19 protein-coding genes are annotated in these 18,787 nt (G+C 72.6%); 14 read left to right on the forward strand and 5 right to left on the reverse strand.

The window, feature by feature from the left end:
• The first annotated feature begins 31 nt into the window (after positions 1-31).
• Complete coding sequence (locus ACN28G_RS28590) at positions 32-943, forward strand: DUF3027 domain-containing protein (protein WP_421480757.1); 912 nt, start codon at positions 32-34, stop codon at positions 941-943.
• Positions 944-1,108: 165 nt separating this feature from the next.
• Here the strand turns inward: ACN28G_RS28590 and ACN28G_RS28595 are convergent, their stop codons facing one another.
• The gene (locus tag ACN28G_RS28595) at positions 1,109-1,363 is read right to left on the reverse strand and encodes a DUF2530 domain-containing protein (RefSeq protein ID WP_091433735.1); all 255 of its coding nucleotides are present in this window, start codon (positions 1,361-1,363) and stop codon (positions 1,109-1,111) included.
• A gap of 88 nt (positions 1,364-1,451) precedes the next feature.
• Between ACN28G_RS28595 and ACN28G_RS28600 the strand changes: the two genes are divergently transcribed.
• From ACN28G_RS28600 to ACN28G_RS28615, 4 genes are all read left to right on the forward strand, one after another.
• Complete coding sequence (locus ACN28G_RS28600; RefSeq protein WP_421480758.1) at positions 1,452-2,930, forward strand: NCS2 family permease; 1,479 nt, start codon at positions 1,452-1,454, stop codon at positions 2,928-2,930.
• Positions 2,931-2,992: 62 nt separating this feature from the next.
• Positions 2,993-3,442, forward strand: coding sequence for a MarR family winged helix-turn-helix transcriptional regulator (locus tag ACN28G_RS28605; RefSeq protein ID WP_175440417.1), 450 nt, complete (start codon positions 2,993-2,995; stop codon positions 3,440-3,442).
• A 104-nt stretch (positions 3,443-3,546) separates the two neighbouring features.
• Positions 3,547-4,830, forward strand: coding sequence for an MFS transporter (locus ACN28G_RS28610; protein ID WP_091433742.1), 1,284 nt, complete (start codon positions 3,547-3,549; stop codon positions 4,828-4,830).
• Between the two features lie 272 nt (positions 4,831-5,102).
• On the forward strand, positions 5,103-5,567 hold the full coding sequence (locus ACN28G_RS28615; RefSeq protein ID WP_421480994.1) for a hypothetical protein: 465 nt from the start codon (positions 5,103-5,105) through the stop codon (positions 5,565-5,567).
• Positions 5,568-5,754: 187 nt separating this feature from the next.
• On the opposite strand, the gene sepH is transcribed toward ACN28G_RS28615, so the two are convergent.
• From sepH to ACN28G_RS28630, 3 genes are all read right to left on the reverse strand, one after another.
• Positions 5,755-6,828 (reverse strand): septation protein SepH, encoded by a 1,074-nt coding sequence (gene sepH, locus ACN28G_RS28620; protein ID WP_091433745.1) that lies wholly within the window; start codon positions 6,826-6,828, stop codon positions 5,755-5,757.
• A gap of 186 nt (positions 6,829-7,014) precedes the next feature.
• Positions 7,015-8,142 (reverse strand): phosphoserine transaminase, encoded by a 1,128-nt coding sequence (gene serC / locus ACN28G_RS28625; protein ID WP_421480759.1) that lies wholly within the window; start codon positions 8,140-8,142, stop codon positions 7,015-7,017.
• Positions 8,143-8,295: 153 nt separating this feature from the next.
• Positions 8,296-9,402 carry a citrate synthase 2 gene (locus ACN28G_RS28630; protein WP_091433751.1) on the reverse strand — a complete coding sequence of 369 codons (1,107 nt, stop codon included), beginning with the start codon at positions 9,400-9,402 and terminating at the stop codon, positions 8,296-8,298.
• 284 nt (positions 9,403-9,686) lie between these two features.
• Between ACN28G_RS28630 and pdxH the strand changes: the two genes are divergently transcribed.
• The 6 genes from pdxH to ACN28G_RS28660 all read left to right on the forward strand — a co-directional run bounded on the left by pdxH (position 9,687) and on the right by ACN28G_RS28660 (position 14,509).
• The gene (gene pdxH, locus ACN28G_RS28635) at positions 9,687-10,379 is read left to right on the forward strand and encodes a pyridoxamine 5'-phosphate oxidase (RefSeq protein ID WP_421480995.1); all 693 of its coding nucleotides are present in this window, start codon (positions 9,687-9,689) and stop codon (positions 10,377-10,379) included.
• A gap of 44 nt (positions 10,380-10,423) precedes the next feature.
• Positions 10,424-11,707: an MFS transporter gene (locus ACN28G_RS28640; RefSeq protein ID WP_421480996.1), complete on the forward strand. Its 1,284-nt coding sequence runs from the start codon at positions 10,424-10,426 to the stop codon at positions 11,705-11,707.
• 43 nt (positions 11,708-11,750) lie between these two features.
• A complete protein-coding gene (locus tag ACN28G_RS28645; RefSeq protein WP_421480760.1) occupies positions 11,751-12,680 on the forward strand; it encodes an aldose 1-epimerase family protein in 930 nt (309 codons plus the stop codon).
• A gap of 18 nt (positions 12,681-12,698) precedes the next feature.
• Entirely contained in the window at positions 12,699-13,307 is a 609-nt protein-coding gene (locus ACN28G_RS28650) for a nitroreductase family protein (protein ID WP_091433754.1), read from the forward strand.
• A 73-nt stretch (positions 13,308-13,380) separates the two neighbouring features.
• The gene (locus ACN28G_RS28655) at positions 13,381-13,683 is read left to right on the forward strand and encodes a type II toxin-antitoxin system VapB family antitoxin (protein WP_091445823.1); all 303 of its coding nucleotides are present in this window, start codon (positions 13,381-13,383) and stop codon (positions 13,681-13,683) included.
• A gap of 94 nt (positions 13,684-13,777) precedes the next feature.
• On the forward strand, positions 13,778-14,509 hold the full coding sequence (locus tag ACN28G_RS28660) for a DUF4230 domain-containing protein (RefSeq protein WP_091433757.1): 732 nt from the start codon (positions 13,778-13,780) through the stop codon (positions 14,507-14,509).
• Positions 14,510-14,564: 55 nt separating this feature from the next.
• Here ACN28G_RS28660 and ACN28G_RS28665 read toward each other — a convergent pair whose 3' ends face one another.
• Positions 14,565-14,774 (reverse strand): PspC domain-containing protein, encoded by a 210-nt coding sequence (locus ACN28G_RS28665; protein ID WP_091433760.1) that lies wholly within the window; start codon positions 14,772-14,774, stop codon positions 14,565-14,567.
• Between the two features lie 291 nt (positions 14,775-15,065).
• Here ACN28G_RS28665 and ACN28G_RS28670 point away from each other — a divergent pair, with 291 nt between their 5' ends.
• The 3 genes from ACN28G_RS28670 (at position 15,066) to ACN28G_RS28680 (ending at position 18,778) form a co-directional block, all read left to right on the forward strand.
• Positions 15,066-15,893 (forward strand): ABC transporter permease, encoded by an 828-nt coding sequence (locus ACN28G_RS28670; protein ID WP_091433763.1) that lies wholly within the window; start codon positions 15,066-15,068, stop codon positions 15,891-15,893.
• Positions 15,894-16,634 (forward strand): ABC transporter ATP-binding protein, encoded by a 741-nt coding sequence (locus ACN28G_RS28675; protein ID WP_091433765.1) that lies wholly within the window; start codon positions 15,894-15,896, stop codon positions 16,632-16,634.
• Between the two features lie 122 nt (positions 16,635-16,756).
• Positions 16,757-18,778, forward strand: a complete 2,022-nt coding sequence (locus ACN28G_RS28680) for a DUF5941 domain-containing protein (protein ID WP_421480997.1) — start codon at positions 16,757-16,759, stop codon at positions 18,776-18,778.
• Positions 18,779-18,787: the final 9 nt, after the last annotated feature.

Raw genomic sequence — 18,787 nt, forward strand, 5'->3', positions numbered from 1 at the left:
GGCGGGGAGCCCCTGTCGCCGGTCGGCGGGCATGGGGAACAATGGTCGGGTGACCAGGCCCGCCTCCACCCGCGCCGCCCGCCTCGACCAGGTCTGTGCCGCCGCCGTCGAGGTGGCCCGCGCCGGCATCACCGAGGTGGGTGCCGACGACGTCGGCGAGCACCTTCAGGTTCTCGCCGAGGCGGACCGGCTCGTCACGCACTACTTCGAGTGTCGGTTGGCCGGTTACCGGGGCTGGCGGTGGGCGGTCACCGTCACCCGGGTGCCCCGCAGCCGGCAGGTGACCGTCTGCGAGACGGTGCTGCTGCCCGGCCCGGACGCGCTGCTGGCCCCTGGCTGGCTGCCCTGGCAGGAGCGGCTCAAGCCGGGTGACCTGGGCCCGGGTGACCTGCTGTTCACTCCGCACGACGACGACCGGCTCGCCCCCGGGTACGTCCTCTCCGACGACCCGGCGGTCGAGGAGACCGCCTGGGAGCTGGGTCTCGGTCGGCCCCGGGTGCTGTCCCGGGAGGGCCGGGCCGAGACGGCCCAACGGTGGTACGACGGCGAGCACGGCCCCAGCGCGCCGATCGCGATCTCCGCCCCCGCCGCCGCCCGCTGTGGCAGCTGTGGTTTCTACCTGCCGTTGGCCGGTGCGCTACGGCAGTCCTTCGGGGCCTGCGGCAACTTCTACGCCCCGGACGACGGTCGGGTGGTCAGCGCCGACCACGGATGCGGCGCGCACTCGGAGGCCCTGGTCGACACGGCGGAGACGCCCGTCGACGAGCTGCCCACGGTCTACGACGACAGCGCCGTCGAGGCGATGACGGTCAACCCCGCGCCGGGGCCGGCCGGGTCGGGCGACGTCGACCTCGCGGCGGCCGAGTCGGCGAGCCCCACGTCCCCGGCGGCGGAGTCAGTCGAGCCGGTGGAGTCGACCGACCCGGCGGAGTCGGCGAGCTAGGACTGCCGAGTCGGCCGAGTCGGCGAGCTAGGACTGCCGAGTCGGCCGAGTCGGCGAGCTAGGACTACCGAGTCGGCCGAGTCGGCGAGCTAGGACTACCGAGTCGGCCGAGTCGCCGATCTAGGACCGTCGGATCGGCCGCGTTGCGCTGACCGGGCCACGAGGTCAGGACAGTCCGGCGGCCGCGCGGCGACGGCGGCGTTTCGCGTCGTGCCGCATCATCACCGCCAGACCGGGAAGGCCCCACAGAAAACCGGCCAGGCAGGTCCAGAGCCAGTGCTGGTGACCGTTGGCGGTGAGCCAGTCCGACCGGACGAGCAGCACCACCCCGGCCAGTGCCCAGGCGGCCATCCCGGCGAGCACGAACGGCACCATCGGCGGGTCGAGCGGCTCGGGGCGGGGCATCGGCTGCGGGGCCATGACCCCGAGGGTACGCGATCCTGCTTCCCAGCCCGTCGTTGATCTGCGACGATGCCGGCGACCAGTCGATGATCCCTGTGAGGTCCCGATGGCAGTAGCGCCGCCCGAGAACGGCACGCCACCCGAGCCCGCTCGACCACGTAACGGCTTCGACCGGTACTTCGAGATCTCGGCCCGGGGCTCCACGCTGAGCCGGGAGGTACGGGGTGGCCTGGCCACCTTCTTCACGATGGCGTACATCGTGGTGCTCAACCCGTTGATCCTCGGCGCCGCGCTGGACGGGGACGGGCAGAGCCTGGCCATCCCGGCGTTGGCGGCGGCCACCGCCCTGCTGGCCGGGTTGATGACCATCCTGATGGGCGTGGTGGGCCGGTTCCCGCTGGCGGTCGCTGCCGGGCTCGGTGTCAACGCGCTTGTCGCGTACGAGATCGCCCCGGAGATGACCTGGGCGGACGCGATGGGCCTGGTGGTGATCGAGGGTGTGATCATCGGGGTGTTGGTGCTGACCGGCCTGCGGACCGCGGTGTTCCGCTCGGTGCCCACCCAGATGAAGACCGCTATCGGGGTCGGCATCGGGCTGTTCCTGACCATCATCGGTCTGGTCGACGCCGGTTTCGTCAGGCGGATCCCGGACGCGGCGAACACCACCGTGCCGGTCGGGTTGGGCATCGGCGGCAAGCTGGTGAGCTGGCCGATGCTGGTCTTCGTGGTGGGGCTGCTGCTGACCCTGGTACTGGTGGTACGTCGGGTGCGCGGGGCGATCCTGATCGGCATCCTGGTCTCGACCGGGTTGGCGATCGTCATCCAGGCGCTGTTCAACGTCGGCCCGTCCGTGGTCGACGGGGTGGCCAACCCGAAGGGCTGGTCGCTGAGCGTCCCGGAGTTGCCGAGCACGATCGTGGACGTGCCGGACCTCTCCCTGCTCGGCAACTTCAACGTGTTGGACTCGTGGGGCCGGGCCGGCTGGCTGGTCGTGCTGATGTTCGTCTTCACCCTGCTGATCACCGACTTCTTCGACACCATGGGCACGATGGTGGCGGTGGGGCAGGAGGGGAGCATGCTCGACGAGCAGGGCACCCCGCCCCGGGCCAAGGAGATCCTGCTGGTCGACTCGATCGGCGCGATGGCCGGTGGCGCGGCGAGCGTCTCCAGCAACACGGCGTACGTGGAGAGCGCGGCCGGGGTGGCCGAGGGGGCCCGTACCGGGGCGGCGAACCTGGTCACCGGCGCGCTGTTCCTGCTGGCGATGTTCTTCGCCCCGCTGGTGCTGATCGTGCCGTTCGAGGCGGCCTCGACCGCCCTGGTGGTGGTCGGGTTCCTGATGATGACCGCGGTACGCACCATCGACTGGTCGGACTACGAGATCGCCGTGCCGGCGTTCCTCACCATCGTGCTGATGCCGTTCACTTACTCGATCTCCAACGGTATCGGGGCCGGTCTGATCACGTACGTGGTGGTCAAGCTGGCCAAGGGCAAGGCGCGTGAGGTGCACCCGCTGCTGTACGGGGTGGCCCTGGTCTTCGTGCTGTACTTCCTGCGCGGGCCGATCGAGTCGGCCCTGCTGTAACCGCCGGTGAGCATGGTCATATCGCACCTCGTTAGCCATGCTCATTAGTTATGCTAACTATCGTGACGGAGCGGACGGTGACGGCGAGACGCGTGCCACCGGCGCAGCTGGCTGGCCAGTTGCGTGATGCGATCACCAGGTTGAACCGACGGGTCCGCCAGGCCCGGCCGGTTGGCGACCTGACGGCGACCCAGCTCAGCGCGCTCACCAGTCTCCGGCTGGCGGGTGCGCTGACGCCCCGGGAACTGGCCGACATCGAGCGGGTGCAACCGCCGACCATGACCAGGATCGTCGCGAAGTTGGAGGGGCGCGGGCTGGTCCGGCGTACCCCCCATCCGACCGACGGTCGCCAGGTGATCCTGGCGGCCACCGAGGGCGGCCAGCGGGTGCTCGACCAGTTCGAGCGGGCCCGCGACGAGTGGCTGGCCCGCCGGCTGACCGAGCTCGACGAGGAGGAACGCGACACGCTGCGGCGTGCCGCCGAGATCCTCCAAGCCTTGGCCCGCGACTGAACGGCCCGCGACCGATCTGGTCGACGACCGATCTGGGTCCGCGCCAACCGCGCCGCGCCGTCCGCTGTCGATGACGCGTACCACGGCGAGGAGGCGCACCAAGCGTGCAAGCCACGTTGAGCACGATGTTCCAGTCCCTGAACGTCCGTAACTACCGGCTCTTCGCGTCCGGGCAGCTGATCAAACTGATCGGCGTCTGGATGATGTTCGTCGCCCAGGACTGGCTCGTGCTCGAACTCACGGACAACTCGGCCACCGCGCTCGGCGTGGTGGTGGCCCTCCAGTTCACCCCGGTGCTGCTGCTCACGCTGCTCAGCGGGCGGCTCGCCGACCGGTACGACAAGCGGATGCTGCTCTTCGTGGCCAACGCGTTCTGGAGCGTGCTGGCCCTGGCGATGGCCGTACTGGTGATCACCGGACTGGTCCAGCTCTGGCACGTCTTCGTCTTCGCCGCCCTGCTGGGCGTGGCCAACGCCGTGGAGACCCCGGTCCGGCAGTCCTTCGTCTCCGAGCTGGTCGGCACCTCGCTGCTGCCGAACGCGTTGTCGCTCAACGCGGCGGTGTTCAACTCGGCCCGGATCATCGGCCCCGCCGTCGCCGGTCTGGCGATCGCCGCCGTCGACGTCGGTCCGGTCTTCCTGGTCACCGCGATCAGCTCGATCGCCCCGCTGGCCAACGTGGTCCGGATGCGACCGGAGGAGCTGTACCGCAAGGACCTCCCACCGATCGCCGACCGGGACTCGGCCAGGGTGATCGACGGCCTGCGTTACGTCGCCCGCCGGGCCGACCTGGTGCTGCCGATGGCGCTGATGTCGGTGATCGGCATGACGTTGTTCAACTTCCAGCTCACCCTCGCCGCCCTGGCCAAGACCGTCTTCGAGACCGGTGCCGCCACCTTCGGTCTGTTCAGTACCGCGCTGGCCGTCGGCGCGTTGGGTGGGGCGTTGGCCGGTACGGGCCGGCGCAGCCGACCCTCGGTCTGGGTGGTGCTCGGTGCCGCGGTCGGCTGCGCGGTCTTCGGCACCCTGGTCGGGCTGGCCCCGGCGTACTGGCTGGTGGTGACGCTGCTGGTGCCTACCGGTTTCTTCATGGTCTACTTCGCCCAGGCGGCCAACCAGCGGGTGCAGCTCGGCGTCGACGCCGCCTTCCGGGGCCGGGTGATGGCCCTCTGGGTGCTGGTCTTCCTCGGTACCAACCCGGTCGGCGCACCGCTGATCGGCTGGGTCGCGGAGACCTTCGGCGCGGGGGCCAGCATCTGGATCGGTGGGCTGATCTCGTTGACCGTCGCCCTGCTCGCCCTGGCCTGGCAGCTGCGCCGGGAGGGGGCCCGGCTGCGGGTGCGGATGCTGCCCGTCCCACGGTTCTACGTGGTGTCGCCGGACTGCTGAGTACGGTCGAACCCGCCTGACTGCGAAGAGTGACAACGTCAAACCTGAGCGTGTCGATCGTGCGGATGGCGCGGATACCGGGAAACCGGTGGCGGCCCGGGTCGGCCGGGCCTTAGCGTCGATGCGTGGGAGTCGATCCAGCGCTGCCCGTGACGCTCGTCGCCGCAGCGGGGCTGCTGGCGGCGGTCGCCCTGCTGCGCCGCTCCGGCCGGATCACCGGCCGAGTCACCGGCCGGGCCGCCGGCGGGATCACCGGCCGGGCCACCGGCGGGATCACCGGCCGGTACGCCGGCGGGATCACCGGCCGGTACGCCGGCGGGATCGCCGGCGGGATCGCCGGCCGGTGCGCGCGGTGGCGTGACCGGCGGCGCGAACGGCGGACGATCGCCCGGCTCGACCGGGCCTTCGAGGCCGACGCGCTCACCCGGGACATCGACCTCACCGAGTTCGACCGTCCCGACCGGCGTCCGGTCGAGCAGGCCGTCGCCCACCTGCGGCGGCTCGGCGAGAACCGGGTCGCCCCGGTCGGGCGGACGGTGGTCTGGAACGTCGCGGTGGTCGAGGCGTACGACACTCAGCTGCGGACGGTCTGCCGGGCCCTGGGCATCGCCGAGCACCTCGGCGAGCTGACCGGCTTCGACCGGGAGATCGAACGGGTCCGCGTCGAGGGCCTGCTCCACCGAGCCGGCTTCCCCCTCCCCGCGACCCAACCCGAACACCACCAACGCCACCACTGACACCCACCCTCAACCTGGACGCTGCATCGTGGATCCGGTGGTGTCCGGGGCGGATGAGGCCACTGTTTCCGCGATCCTGCGCGCGGGTTCGGGTGGTCGCGGCACGGGCGCGGAGTACGGGCGCGGAGTTCGGGCGCTCGCAGGGCGCGAGTTCGGGTGCCCGTGCCCTGTGCGGGAGGGGCGTGGGTCAGGAGGACTCGCGGGCGGCGGGGCCGCTGCCGAAGAGCACGTCGTCCCAGCTGGGCAGCCGCTTGCGGGGCTTACCGGTGGCGTCGGTCGGCTCGGCGGCCGGCGTGCCCGTGCGACGCGGCCGGAGCACCGCCAACGACGGCACGGCCGGCACCTCCTTGGGCGCGTCGGAGTCGTCCTCGAAGGCGGAACCCTGACCGCCACCGAGCAGCGCGGCGGCCCCACCGGTGACCGCCCGCTGGCGGGGCGAGTCGGAACCGGCCAGGGCGGCCGGTGAACGGGGCTCCAGGCCCCGGCCGGAGGTCGAGCCGAGCGGCCGGTCGAGGGAGGCGAGCAGGGCGTCCCGGCCGGCCCGGATCGGATCCCGCCCGGAGCGGCTCTGCTCGCTCGCCGCCGGCACGCCGTGCCCGCCACCCCGGCTCGGCTCGCCGCGCGACGGGCCGGGCAGCGCGTGGCCGCCCCGCTCCGGTGCCGGCTCCTGGCCGAGGATCGGCATGGGACGCTCGGCGCACAGGTACTGCGCCATGTCGTCGTGCGGGATGACGTTCTGCCGGGTCTTGTCGAGATCCCAGACCGCCTGGGCGGTGGCCTTGCCGGAGGGCCAGGTGGCCACGATCCGCCAGGTGCCGTCGTCACGCCGCCAGGCGTCCCAGGAGATCTTCTCGGTGTCGATCCCGTGCTGGGCCAGCCGGCCGTTGACCACCTCGGCGAGGGGGGTCGGCTTGTCCGCGCCCTTGAGCCGGGTGCGGCGGGCGTGCTGGGCGAGCATCGCCCGCTCCTGGAGCACCGGACCGGCGTACCGCAGGACGCGGTCGACCGGGACCCCGGCGATCCGGGCGACGTCCTCGGCGGACTCGCCGGCGCGGATGCGGGCCTGGATGTCCCGGGGGGAGAGCGACGGCACCGGGTCGACGTTGCTCGCGGCCACGGAGAGCGCGGGGGTGCCCGGCTCCGCGTGCAGCGCGGTGGCGATGCGTTCGTCGATGGGCAGGGCGAGCAGTCGACCGACCTCGTCGGCGAGCACCATTGCCTGGCCGTCCTCGGAGAGGGCGACGAAGCGTACTGGGCGCATGACGTTGCCTCCGTCCCACTCCGCTGGCCGCACGCCGCGAGTCGGCCACCCGGGCGTCTTGACGACCACCGTACGCCCCTCGGCCCACCGATGGGGGATGCCACGCCCGCATGTTGCGGATGACCAGCCTGATCAGTCAGTCGGGGTCGCCGCCGAAGTCCGGCGACGACCCCTCGACGGAACCGGTCAGAGCCGCTCGACGACGTAGTCGATGCTGGCGGTCAGCGCCTCCACGTCGGCCGGCTCGACGGCCGGGTAGAGCGCGATCCGCAGCTGGTTGCGACCCAGCTTCCGGTACGGCTCGGTGTCGACGATCCCGTTGGCCCGCAGCGCCTTGGCGATCGCCGTGGCGTCCACCCCGTCGGCGAAGTCGATGGTGGCGACCACGTTGGAGCGCAGCGCCGGGTCGGTGACGAACGGGGTGGCCACCGCGGAGCGCTCGGCCCAGCCGTACACGATGCCGGCGCTCTCGGCGGTGCGCTTGGCCGCCCAGGCCAGGCCGCCCTGGGAGTTCATCCAGTCGGTCTGCTCGGCGGCGAGGAAGATGGTGGCCAGCGCCGGGGTGTTGTACGTCTGCTCCAGCCGCGAGTTGTCGATCGCGGTGACCAGGTCGAGGAAGGCCGGGATGTAGCGGCCGGACGCCTTGATCTCGGTGGCCCGCGCCAACGCGGCCGGCGACATCAGGGCCAGCCAGAGCCCGCCGTCGGAGGCGAAGCACTTCTGCGGGGCGAAGTAGTAGACGTCGGTCTCGGCGACGTCGACCGCCAGGCCACCGGCGGCGGAGGTGGCGTCGACCAGCAGCAGCGAGCCCTCGTCGGCCCCGACCACCCGGTTGATCGGCACCGCGACGCCGGTCGAGGTCTCGTTCTGCGGCAGAGCGTAGGCGTCCACGCCGGCCTCGGCCTGCAACGCGGGGGCGCTGCCCGGCTGGGACTTGCGGACGGTCGGCTCGCCGAGGAACGGCGCCTGGCTCACCGACTTGGCGAACTTCGCGCCGAACTCGCCGAAGCTGGCGAACTGGGCCCGGTCCCGGATCAGGCCGAAGGTGGCGACCTCCCAGAACGCGGTGGTGCCGCCGTTGCCGATCACCACCTCGTACCCCTCGGGGAGGGAGTAGAACTCGGCGATGCCCCGGCGCAACCGGGCGACCTGGTCGCGGACGGTCTTCTGCCGGTGCGAGGTGCCCAGGAAGCCCGTCGCCGCGTCGGCGAGAGCGGACACGGCCGCCGGACGGATCTTGGACGGCCCGCAGCCGAACCGGCCGTCGGCGGGCTTGATCTCGTCGGGAATCCGGATGGTCGGTGCGTCAGCCACGGTCCTGAAAGTCCTTCCGCATGGGGCACTGCCGGCCTTCATCCTCGCACCCGGGGCGGGTCGCCAGCAGGCTTGACCCGACCCGGGTGCTGAGGTCTCCAACACACCCTGAGGCCTGCACCACAGCGCCCCGGCGGCGTGCTGCGGGCTGGCTCACACGTCGTGCGGTACCGCGCTCCAGCCCTCGACCTGTGAGGGCTTGCGGGTGGCCGGCCCGACGTAGCGGGCGGCCGGCCGGACCAACCGGCCGAGCTTCTTCTGTTCCAGGATGTGCGCGCTCCAGCCACCCATCCGGGCGCAGGTGAACATCGAGGTGAACATGTGCGCGGGCACCTCGGCGAAGTCGAGGACCACGGCCGACCAGAACTCGACGTTGGTGGCGAGCACCCGGTCCGGACGGCGGGCCTGCAACTCGGCGAGCGCGGCCTTCTCCAGCGCCTCGGCGATCTCGAAGCGCGGCGCGCCCAGCTCCTTGGCGGTGCGGCGCAGCACCCGGGCGCGCGGGTCCTCGGCCCGGTAGACCCGGTGGCCGAAGCCCATCAGCCGTTCGCCCCGGTCCAGCACGCCCTTGACGTACCCCTCGGCGTCGCCGCTGCGTTCGACCGCCTCCAGCATGGAGAGCACCCGCGAGGGCGCGCCGCCGTGCAGCGGGCCGGAGAGTGCGCCGATGCCCGACGAGATGCAGGCCGCGGCGTCCGCGCCGGTGGAGGCGACGATCCGGGCGGTGAAGGTGGAGGCGTTCAGGCCGTGCTCGGCGGCCGAGATGAAGTACGCGTCGACGGCCTTGACGTGCCGGGGGTCCGGCTCACCACGCCAGCGCTTCATGAACCGCTCGACGACGGTGGAGGCCTTGTCGATCTCCTTCTGCGGCACCGCCGGCAGGCCCAGGCCACGCGCGGACTGGGCGACGAAGGAGAGCGCGGTGACCGAGACCCGGGCCAGGTCCTCGCGGGCCTGGGCGTCGGAGATGTCGAGGAACTGGTCGAGCCCCCAGTACGGTGCGAGCATCGCCACCGCGGACTGCACGTCGACCCGGATGTCGCCGGAGTGCACCGGCACCGGGAAGGGCTCGGCCGGTGGCAGGCCGGGGCCGAACCGGCCGTCGACCAGCAGGGCCCAGACGTTGCCGAAGGAGACCTGACCGATGAGATCCTCGATGTCGACCCCGCGGTAGCGCAGCGCCCCGCCCTCCCGGTCGGGCTCGGCGATCTCGGTCTCGAAGGCTACGACGCCCTCCAGCCCAGGTTTGAAGTCGGCCATGTCGCTCTCCTGACTCTGGTCCGTGCGCCCGGCTGGGCGCGGGGGCCCGGCCCGGCCGGACGAGCGCCTCAGGCGACCCTCAGGGATGTGTTCGTGACATCTTGCCTGCTGGGTAACCCGGTTTGCGACCCATCGCGGCTGTGCTACGTACGACATTCATGGCGGTGTCCGTCGATGACACCCGGGAAATACCGGTCGGTAGCCGCTGAACAGCGCGGCAGGGGGCGGATCCGACCGGGCAGGAGGAGGGGAAAGTGACAGGCGACACAGTGGTGCCGGCCGCGATGCGGAACGAGTACGCCGAGGAGAAAGCGTTTTCCCCGGCGGATCTGGCGGCCGACTGGGCCACCCAGTTCGATCACTGGTTCCACGACGCGGTGACGGCCGGTCTGCCCGAGCCGAACGCCATGGTGCTCGGCACGGCCGACGCCGCCGGTCGACCGAGCGGCCGTACCGTGCTGCTCAAGGGGTACGACCCGACCGGGTTCGTGTTCTTCACCAACCACGACTCGCGCAAGGGCACCGAGCTGGCCGGCAACCCGTACGCCAGTCTGGTCTTCCCCTGGTTCGCCATGCACCGGCAGGTGGTGGTCGTCGGCCGGGTGCGCCGGCTGGCCCGGTCGGCGACCGAGGCGTACTTCGCCAGCCGGCCGCGCGGGGCGCAGCTGGGCGCCTGGGCCAGCACCCAGTCCCAGGTGATCACCGACCGATCGGTGCTGGACGAGCGCTACCGGGCGGCGGCCGAGCGCTTCGCCGACGTCGAGCCGATCCCCGCCCCGCCACACTGGGGCGGGCTGCTGGTCTGCCCGGACACGGTGGAGTTCTGGCAGGGCCGGCCGAGCCGACTGCACGACCGGCTCCGCTACCGGCGGACCGGAGCGGACGACGCCGGGCCGGACGACGCCGGGCCGGACGACGCCGGGCCGGAGGGGGCCGGGGGCCCCGAAGAGTGGATCATCGAACGGCTCGCCCCGTGACCACTGCCACCTCGCCCCGGGCGCCGCGCGTCGCGCGCCGGGGACTGGCCCGGCGGCTCGCCATCGACCTGAGTCCGCTGCGGGTGCCGGCGTACCGGCGACTCTGGCTCGGCAACACGGTGGCCATGTTCGGCTTCCAGGTCACCGCGGTCGCCGTACCGGTGGAGATGTACGCGCTGACCCGCGACTCGCTCTGGGTCGGCCTGCTGGGCGTGGCGTCGTTCGTACCGTTGCTGGTCTTCGGGCTCTGGGCCGGCGCGGTCGCCGACGCCCGGGACCGACGGCAGGTCCTGTTGACCGGCTCGGTGCTGCTCTGGCTCTCGATGCTGGGGCTGCTGGGCCAGGCGCTGCTCGACGTGGGCAGCCCGGTGCTGCTGCTGACGCTGGTCACCCTGCACTCGGTCGCCTTCGCGATCAGCTCGCCGGCGCGCAGCGCGGTGATGCCCCGGATCCTGCCGCCGGAGCTGCTCCCGGCGGCGATGACGTTGAACTTCACCACCTTCACCGCCGCCTCCGTGGTCGGGCCGCTCGCCGCCGGCGTGATCTTCGCCGCCTGGGGCACCGGGGCCGGCCTGCCGATCGCGTACGGGCTGGACGTCGTGCTCTTCCTCGGCCTGATCGTCGCGACCCTGCGGCTGCCGGCCATGCCACCGGCGACCACCACCGCCGGCGCGGCGGTCCGGTCCGGGCTGGCCGGAGTCCTCGACGGGCTGCGCTACCTGACCACCACGCCGGTCCTGCTGCTCTCCTTCGGCATCGACCTGATCGCGATGATCCTGGCCATGCCCCGGGCCCTCTTCCCCGAGATCGCGGTGGAGCGCTTCGGCGGCGGTGCGGCGGTCGGTTGGCTCTACAGCGCGATGGCGATCGGGGCGATGTTCGCCGGGCTCACCTCCGGCTGGATCGGCCGGATGCAGCGGCAGGGCCGGGCCCTGGTGCTCGCCGTGCTGGCCTGGGGGGCGGTGATCGCCCTGGCCGGGTTGGCCCGGCAGCTCTGGCTGATGGTGCTGCTGCTCGCCCTGGCCGGGATGGCCGACCTGGTGAGCGCGGTACTGCGGCAGTCGATGCTGCTGGTCCACGCCCCCGACGAGATGCGTGGCCGACTGCAGGGGGTGAACCTGGTGGTGGTCGCGGGCGGGCCGCGCCTGGGCGACCTGCGGGCCGGCGCGATGGCCGGGGCCGGCGGCGCGGGGTTGGCCTGGATCGCCGGTGGGCTCGGCGCGGTCGTGCTGACCGCACTGCTCGCGCTGACCTTCCCGGCCCTGTGGCGCTACCGGCCCGGCACGGTCGGCGAACCACGGCCATCCGGCAAGCGGGACGGTGGGTGACGTGTCCAGCGCGCAGCGGCAGCCACCCGTTAAGGTCGCCGGCATGCAGAACGTCGAGCCGCGCCCGCCGTCGGGCGCCCAGTGGACCATCGCCGCCGCGGGCCAGGAGGCCGTCATCGTCGAGGTGGGCGGTGGGTTGCGGAGTTACCGGCACGAGGGGGTCGACTACCTCGACGGGTACGCCGCGGACGAGATCAGCCCCGGCGGGGCGGGGCAGGTGCTCGCCCCGTGGCCGAACCGCATCCGGGACGGCCGGTACACCGTCGACGGTGAGACGTACCTGCTGCCGCTCACCGAGCCGGAGCGCGGGGTGGCGCTGCACGGGCTGGTCAACTGGGCGCGGTGGCGGCTGGTGGAGCAGTCCGACGACTCGGTCACCGTCGAGTACGACCTGCCGCCGCACCCGGCGTACCCGTGGGCGTTGCGGGTCCGTGGCCGGTGGAGTCTCGGCCCGGAGGGGCTGCGCGCCGAGCACGAGACGACCAACCTGTCCACCGAGGCGGCACCGTTCGGCTTCTCGGTCCACCCGTACCTGCAGTTGCCCGGGGTGGCCGTGGACGATCTGGTCATGCGGGTGCCGGCGCGCAACCGGTTGGTGGTGGACAGCCGGCTGCTGCCGGTGGGCGCCACCGCGGTGGCCGGCACCGAGCAGGACTACACCGCGCCGCGGCGGATCGGTGCGGCCCAACTGGACATGACCTTCGGAGAGGTGATCCGGGACGCCGACGGTGGTTCCGCGGTGAGCCTGACCGCGCCCGACGGCGCGACCGGGGTGCGGATCTGGGCCGACCAGCAGTTCGGCTGGTGGCAGGTGTTCACCGGGGACGCCCTCACCGGCGAGCGGCACCGCCGTTCGGTGGCGATCGAGCCGATGACCTGCCCGCCCGACGCGTTCCGGTCCGGCCGGGACCTGATCAAGCTGGCCCCCGGCGAGACCTGGCGGGGTGCCTGGGGCATCCGACCGGGCGTCTGAGCGGACGCGGCCGCCAGCATGGAGTTCGCCGAGGTGATCCGGCGTCGCCGGATGGTACGCAACTACGACCCGGACCGGCCGGTGCCGCCCGAGGTGGTCCGGCGACTGCTGGACCACGCCACCCGCGCCCCCTCGGCGGGCTTCGCCCAGGGCTGGGGTTTCCTGGTGCTGGACACCGCGGCCGACATCGAGCGGTTCTGGGCGGCGACCACCCCGGACGGCGGGGGGCGGGAACGCTGGCTGGCCGGCATGCGCCGGGCCCCGCTGATCGTCGTGCCGCACGCCAACCGCGCCGCCTACCTGCGACGGTACGCCGAGGCGGACAAGGGCTGGACGGACCGGTCGGAGGCCCGCTGGCCGGTGCCGTACTGGTACGTCGACACCGGCTTCGCGTCGTTGCTGATGCTGCTCACCGCCGTGGACGAGGGGCTGGGTGCCTGCTTCTTCGGCATCCCGGCCGCCCGGACCGACTCCTACCGGGCGGCGTTCGGGGTGCCGGCGGAGTACGAGCCGATCGGCGCGGTGACGGTGGGTTACCGGGCGGCCGACCACCGGTCACCGTCGCTGCGCCGGGGCCGCCGCCCGGTGACCGAAGTGATCCACCGGGGACGCTGGAGCCAAACGTGATGTGGCGGGGCCGGTTAGGCTGGCATCGCCAGGTTCCGGGTCGGTCCGGTCAGGGGGAGGGGTGCGTGCCGTCGTGATCTTCAGAGCGGTCCGGGACGGGCGTCCCTACCCGGAGCACAACCTGACGCTCAAGCAGTGGGCGGAGATCCCGCCCCGACCGGTCAGGCTGGACCAGCTGATCACCACCAAGCGGGAGCTGGCGTTGGACAAGCTCCTCGCCGAGGACTCCACCTTCTACGGTGACCTGTTTCCGCACGTGGTGCAGTGGAGCGGTGGGCTCTTCCTGGAGGACGGGTTGCACCGGGCGCTGCGCGCCGCCCTGCAACAGCGCAACCAGATCCACGCCCGGGTCTTCGTCTTCGCCGGTCCCGAGTGAGCGGTGCGCCGGGCGGCTGTCGTACGGAGGACGTACCGTCATCGGCAGGAGGTCATCGACCGTGGTGGCCTGTCGCAGGAGGACGGTGAGGGCCATGTCGCGCAGGAGTAACGACCAGCCCACCAACGAGTTCCCCGGGGACGACCCCGGTGCCCGACCGGTCGCGCCACCGCCGGCGGCGTCCCGTGGCCCGGTGCGCGGACTGCTCGTGGTGCTGGGCGGCGCGGCGGTGGCGGTGGTGGTGCTGCTCGGGGTGCAGACCACCGGGCTGCTGCCCAGCTTCCGCAACCCGTTCAGCCAGGAGCAGACCGACCGGAGCCAGCCGCCGCTGCTCAAGTCGATCCAGGACCTCAGCCGCTACGTGGCCGCCGAGGGTAACTTCCAGGTGGTGGTCGACCTGCAGAACGACCGCCGCAACGTGCCGGACTTCCTGCTCAACGAGCGCACCCTCTTCGTCGGCAGTGGCAGCGTCGAGGCGTACGTCGACTTCGGCAAGATCGCCGAGGGGGCGATCGTCGTCTCCGACGACGGAAAGACGGCCGAGATCAAGCTGCCGGCGCCGCAGCTCGGCCAGACCAACCTCGACATGGAGAAGAGCTACGTCGTCGCCCAGGAGCGCGGCCTGCTCAACCGGATCGGTGACCTGGTCGAGGGCGACCCCAACCGGCAGCAGCAGGTCTACCGGATGGCCGAGGAGCGGATCACCACCGCGGCCCGCGACAGCGGGCTCGGCGAGCGCGCCGAGGAGAACACCCGCAAGATGCTGGCGGGGCTGCTGCGCTCCCTCGGCTACGAGCAGGTGACCGTCACCTACGTCGCACCCTGAACGCCGCAGCGCCCGCCCCGGAGGTCCGGGGCGGGCGCCGGCGGGACGGTGTGGATCAGTAGCCGGTGGCGGCGGGGTAGCGGTCCTCGTTGGGCATCAGCACCCAGAGCACCAGATAGATGATCACCTGGGTGCCGGGCAGCAGCAGGGACAGCAGGAACAGCAGCCGCACCATGGTGGCGGACATGCCGAACCGCTTGCCCAGACCGGCGCAGACGCCGGCGAGCATGCGCCCCTCCCGGGGCCGGACCAGTTTGCGACTCATCGTCGTCTCCCACTCTGCGGCGTCGTGCCGCCTCTGCCTCCACGGTAGGAACGGGCCACCTGCGCGCCCTCGCTCGTAGGGAGGAACCGTTCGTCCGGTACCCGTAGGTGCATACCCCGGACCCTCCCGCCCGACTCCCCCCGACGCCGGCCCGCCGCCGACCCCGGCCCGCCGCCGGCCGGGCGGGGGCCGCACGCCGGGCCGCCACCCGGTCGGGGTACCGCAGGCGGCGAGCGGGCCAGCCGGCGGCAGCTGGCTGTTAGCCTGTGCGCGGTCAACGAGGAGGCGACGGTGACCTCTGGCGTCGGGGCGTTGTGGTCGCACCGCGACGCGCTGCGCATCCTGGTCAAGCGCGACCTCGCGGTGAAGTACCAGCAGTCGGTGCTCGGGTACCTCTGGTCGTTGATCGAGCCGCTCGGCATGGGCGCGATCTACTGGTTCGTCTTCGGGGTGCTCTACTCCCGCGACACCGGCCGGCACCTGGGCGACGCGGCCGACTCGTACCCGTTGTTCCTGGTCACCGGGATCTTCGCGTGGATGTGGACCAGTTCGGCGTTGAGCGAGGCGACCAACGCCCTGACCGGGCAGGCCCGGTTGATCACCACGATGAACGTGCCCCGGCAGGCGTTCCCGATCGGCCGGGTCGTCGGTCGGTTCGCCGAGTACGCCGCCGGGCTGCCGATCCTGGCCGCGATCGCCGCCTGGTACGCCAGCCAGGGCCGGATCGACCCCGGGTGGTCGCTGCTCGCCCTGCCGCTGGCCGTCGCGGTGCAGGCGACCCTGCTGATCGGGCTGGCGCTGCTGCTGTCGGCGTGCAACGTGCTGATGCGCGACATCGAACGGTTCATGCGGCTGGTGATCCGGGTGCTCTTCTACGCCACGCCGATCATCTACCCGCTCAGTCTGGTCCGCGACTCCGACCTGCCCGGTTGGGCGAGGACCGGGTACGAGCTGAACCCGCTGGTCGGCATCTTCCAACTGCACCACGCCATCTGGTACCCGGACGAGTTCCCCCCGGTCGGCCTGCTCTCGGCCACGGTCGCCGGCAGTCTGCTGGTGCTGGCGGCCGGCTGGTGGGCGTTCGGCCGGCTCGAACCCGCAGTGCTCAAGGAACTGTAGATGACCGGTCCGCTGATCGAGGCCGACCGGCTCGGCATCCGGTTCGTCCGCAACCGCCGGCGTCAGTTGCGCCTGCGTGACCTGCTGATCCGCCGCAACACCACGCCGGCCGGGCAGTTCTGGCCGCTGCGCGACGTGTCGTTCGAGATCGCCGCCGGTGACACCGTCGGGGTGGTCGGGCGCAACGGCACCGGCAAGAGCACCCTGCTGCGGCTGATCGCCGGGGTGCTGATCCCCGACGAGGGGCGGATCCGGGTCCGGGGTGAGGTGGCCCCGCTGCTGGAACTCTCCGCCGGTTTCTCCAACGACCTGACCGGCCGGGAGAACCTGTACCTCGTCGGCGGGCTGCACGGGTTGGACGCCGGCTACCTGCGGCGGCACTTCGACGAGATCGTCCAGTTCGCCGGTGAGCAGGTGGAACGGGCCATCGACACCGCGGTGCGGCACTACTCCTCGGGGATGAAGGTGCGGCTCGGTTTCGCGATCATCTCCCACCTGCCGCACCCGATCCTGTTGATGGACGAGGTGACCGCGGTCGGGGACGCGGAGTTCCGGCAGAAGTGCTATGGCACGATCGACCGACTGCTTGGGGAAGGGCGCACACTGGTGCTGGTGTCACACAACGAAAAGGACCTGACCCGGTTCTGCCGTCGAGGGCTGTATCTCGACGCGGGCCGATTGACCGTCGACGGGACGGTCGCCGAGGCGCTGGGCGCGTACCACGACGCGGTCCAGCGGTGACGCTCGCGATCGTGCTCGCCGCCGGTAGCGCGGGAGCCGAGCGATCCGCGCCCGCTGCGCCGCTGCCCGCGGCGGGCCTGGCAGCTGGGGCGCCGCCGCCCGCGGCGGGCTCGGCAGCTGGTGTGCCGCTGCCCGCGACGCGCCTGGCGACCGATGCCGGGGCGACGCTTGCCGACCGGCTGGCCGACCAGTGGCGGCGGGCCGGCGCGACCGAGGTGCGGCACGCCGCCGACCTGACCGAGGTGGCCGCCCTGGCCGACGCGGCCACCGGACCGGTGATCGTCAGCGGCGCCGACCTGGTCGCGCACACCGCCGTGCTGCGGCACCTGCTCACCAGCCCGGTCGGGCCGACGGTGGCGCTGGTGCTCACCGACCCGGCCGGGGCCGGGCGGGCAGCGGTCCGGGAGGAACGCGGCCAGGTGGTCGCCGCCGGCACGCCGACGGAGCTGACCGACGCGGCCACCGGGATCTTCGGTGGCGCGCTGCGGGTCGGCGTCGCCGACCTGCCCGCGCTCGCCGCCGCCGCCCGCGCCACCGGGGCCGACGGCCTGCCCGGGGCCGACGGCCTGCCCGGGGCCGACGGCCCGGCCGGGGCCGACGGCCTGTCGGCCGGGCCCGAGGTGGATCGGCTCTTCGTGGGGCTCACCGCGCTGGGCACGCTCACCTTCGCCCACCGGGTACGCCTGCTGGTGGCGCACCGGGTGACCGATCCGGCCGAACTGGCCGCCGCCGAGGCCGCCGTGGCCGGCGTCGACGAGGACCGGGCCGAGCTGCGGCTGTCGGTGAAGGAGAAGGACGACTTCTTCACCACGTACTTCGTCAGCACCTGGTCGCCGTACGTGACGAAGGCCTGCGCCCGGATCGGGCTCGGGCCGACCTCGGTCACGATGATCTCGGTGGCCTTCGCGGTGGCCGCCGCGGTGTTCTTCGCCGTCGGCGGGCGACCCGCGCTGGTCGCCGGTGCGGTCCTGCTCTACCTCGGGTTCGTGCTGGACTGCGTGGACGGGCAGCTGGCCCGCTACACCCGGCACTTCAGCGCCTGGGGTGGCTGGCTGGACACGATGGCCGACCGGGCCAAGGAGTACGTCGTCTACGCCGGTCTCGGCTTCGGCGCGACGGCAGCCGGGTTCCGGTACGGCTGGGCGCTGGCCATCGCGGCGATGACCCTGCAGACCGTGCGGCACATGACCGACGCCTGGTACGGGGTGCTGCACGACGAGGCCGCCCGGCGACCGAAACCGGCCACCGGCGGCGGGGACGGCGGGATCGGTGACCGGCTGAACGCCGCCTCGACGAGGGTGCAGGCCGACACCGGGTCGCTGTCGTACTGGCTGAAGCGCACGGTGGTCTTCCCGATCGGGGAGCGGTGGGCGTTGATCGCGCTCGCCACGGCGCTCTTCTCGCCGCTGGTGGCGCTGGTCGCGGTGCTGGTCTGGGGCACGTTGGCGTTCGGCTACACCGGTGCGCTGCGTACCCTGCGGGCCCGCTGGATGTGGGTGCCGGTGCTGGACACCGTGGATGCCACCCTGCACCGCGACGACGGCCCGTTGGCCGGCCGGCTGCCGGCGCTGCGTCCGGTGGGTCCGCTGGTGCTGGCCGTGGTCGGCGCGCTCGGCGCGGCCGGGTTGCTGGCGGCGGCGTTGCTCGCCGACCCGACCGGGCTGGCCGCCGACCCGACCGGGCTGCGCTGGGCGGTGCCGGTCGGGCTGTTGGTGCTGCTGGTGGCCGGGCTGGGGGCGGGTGCGGCGCACAACGGCCCGCTGGACTGGCTGGTGCCGGCGGTGCTGCGGGCGGCGGAGTACCTCTTCGCGATCGCGGTGGGGGTGGTCGGCGGCGTACCCGCGTGGTTGATCTTCGCTTATGTCTTCGTGCTGACCGTGCACCACTACGACCTGGTGGCCCGCTTGGAGAAGCGGCAGGCGGCTCCGCCGCTGCACGGGGTCACGCTGGGCTGGGAGGGCCGCTCGGTGCTGCTGACGGTGGCGTCGATCGCGGGAATTGCGGGCATTGGTCTGGCTACACTCGGTTCGTACCTCTTGGTGGTTTTCGCGGCGAGTGTGGTCCTGGCCTGGGTCGTCCTGCCGGCCCGCGCGGCGCGGACGCCGGCCGACGCGGTGCCCGTGGGAGGCCGCTCGCCGCTCTGACGGAAGGGG

The organism is Micromonospora sp. WMMA1923 (genome assembly GCF_049179195.1).
GTDB lineage: Bacteria > Actinomycetota > Actinomycetes > Mycobacteriales > Micromonosporaceae > Micromonospora > Micromonospora yangpuensis.

Coding starts and splice junctions, on each gene's coding strand:
- ACN28G_RS28665 (WP_091433760.1), bottom strand. CDS start 14,774: ATGAGTCGCAAACTGGTCCGGCCCCGGGAGGGGCGCATGCTCGCCGGC.
- pdxH (WP_421480995.1), top strand. CDS start 9,687: ATGCGGAACGAGTACGCCGAGGAGAAAGCGTTTTCCCCGGCGGATCTG.
- ACN28G_RS28590 (WP_421480757.1), top strand. CDS start 32: ATGGGGAACAATGGTCGGGTGACCAGGCCCGCCTCCACCCGCGCCGCC.
- ACN28G_RS28675 (WP_091433765.1), top strand. CDS start 15,894: ATGACCGGTCCGCTGATCGAGGCCGACCGGCTCGGCATCCGGTTCGTC.
- ACN28G_RS28600 (WP_421480758.1), top strand. CDS start 1,452: ATGGCAGTAGCGCCGCCCGAGAACGGCACGCCACCCGAGCCCGCTCGA.
- ACN28G_RS28595 (WP_091433735.1), bottom strand. CDS start 1,363: ATGGCCCCGCAGCCGATGCCCCGCCCCGAGCCGCTCGACCCGCCGATG.
- ACN28G_RS28630 (WP_091433751.1), bottom strand. CDS start 9,402: ATGGCCGACTTCAAACCTGGGCTGGAGGGCGTCGTAGCCTTCGAGACC.
- sepH (WP_091433745.1), bottom strand. CDS start 6,828: ATGCGCCCAGTACGCTTCGTCGCCCTCTCCGAGGACGGCCAGGCAATG.
- ACN28G_RS28645 (WP_421480760.1), top strand. CDS start 11,751: ATGCAGAACGTCGAGCCGCGCCCGCCGTCGGGCGCCCAGTGGACCATC.
- ACN28G_RS28660 (WP_091433757.1), top strand. CDS start 13,778: ATGTCGCGCAGGAGTAACGACCAGCCCACCAACGAGTTCCCCGGGGAC.
- ACN28G_RS28650 (WP_091433754.1), top strand. CDS start 12,699: ATGGAGTTCGCCGAGGTGATCCGGCGTCGCCGGATGGTACGCAACTAC.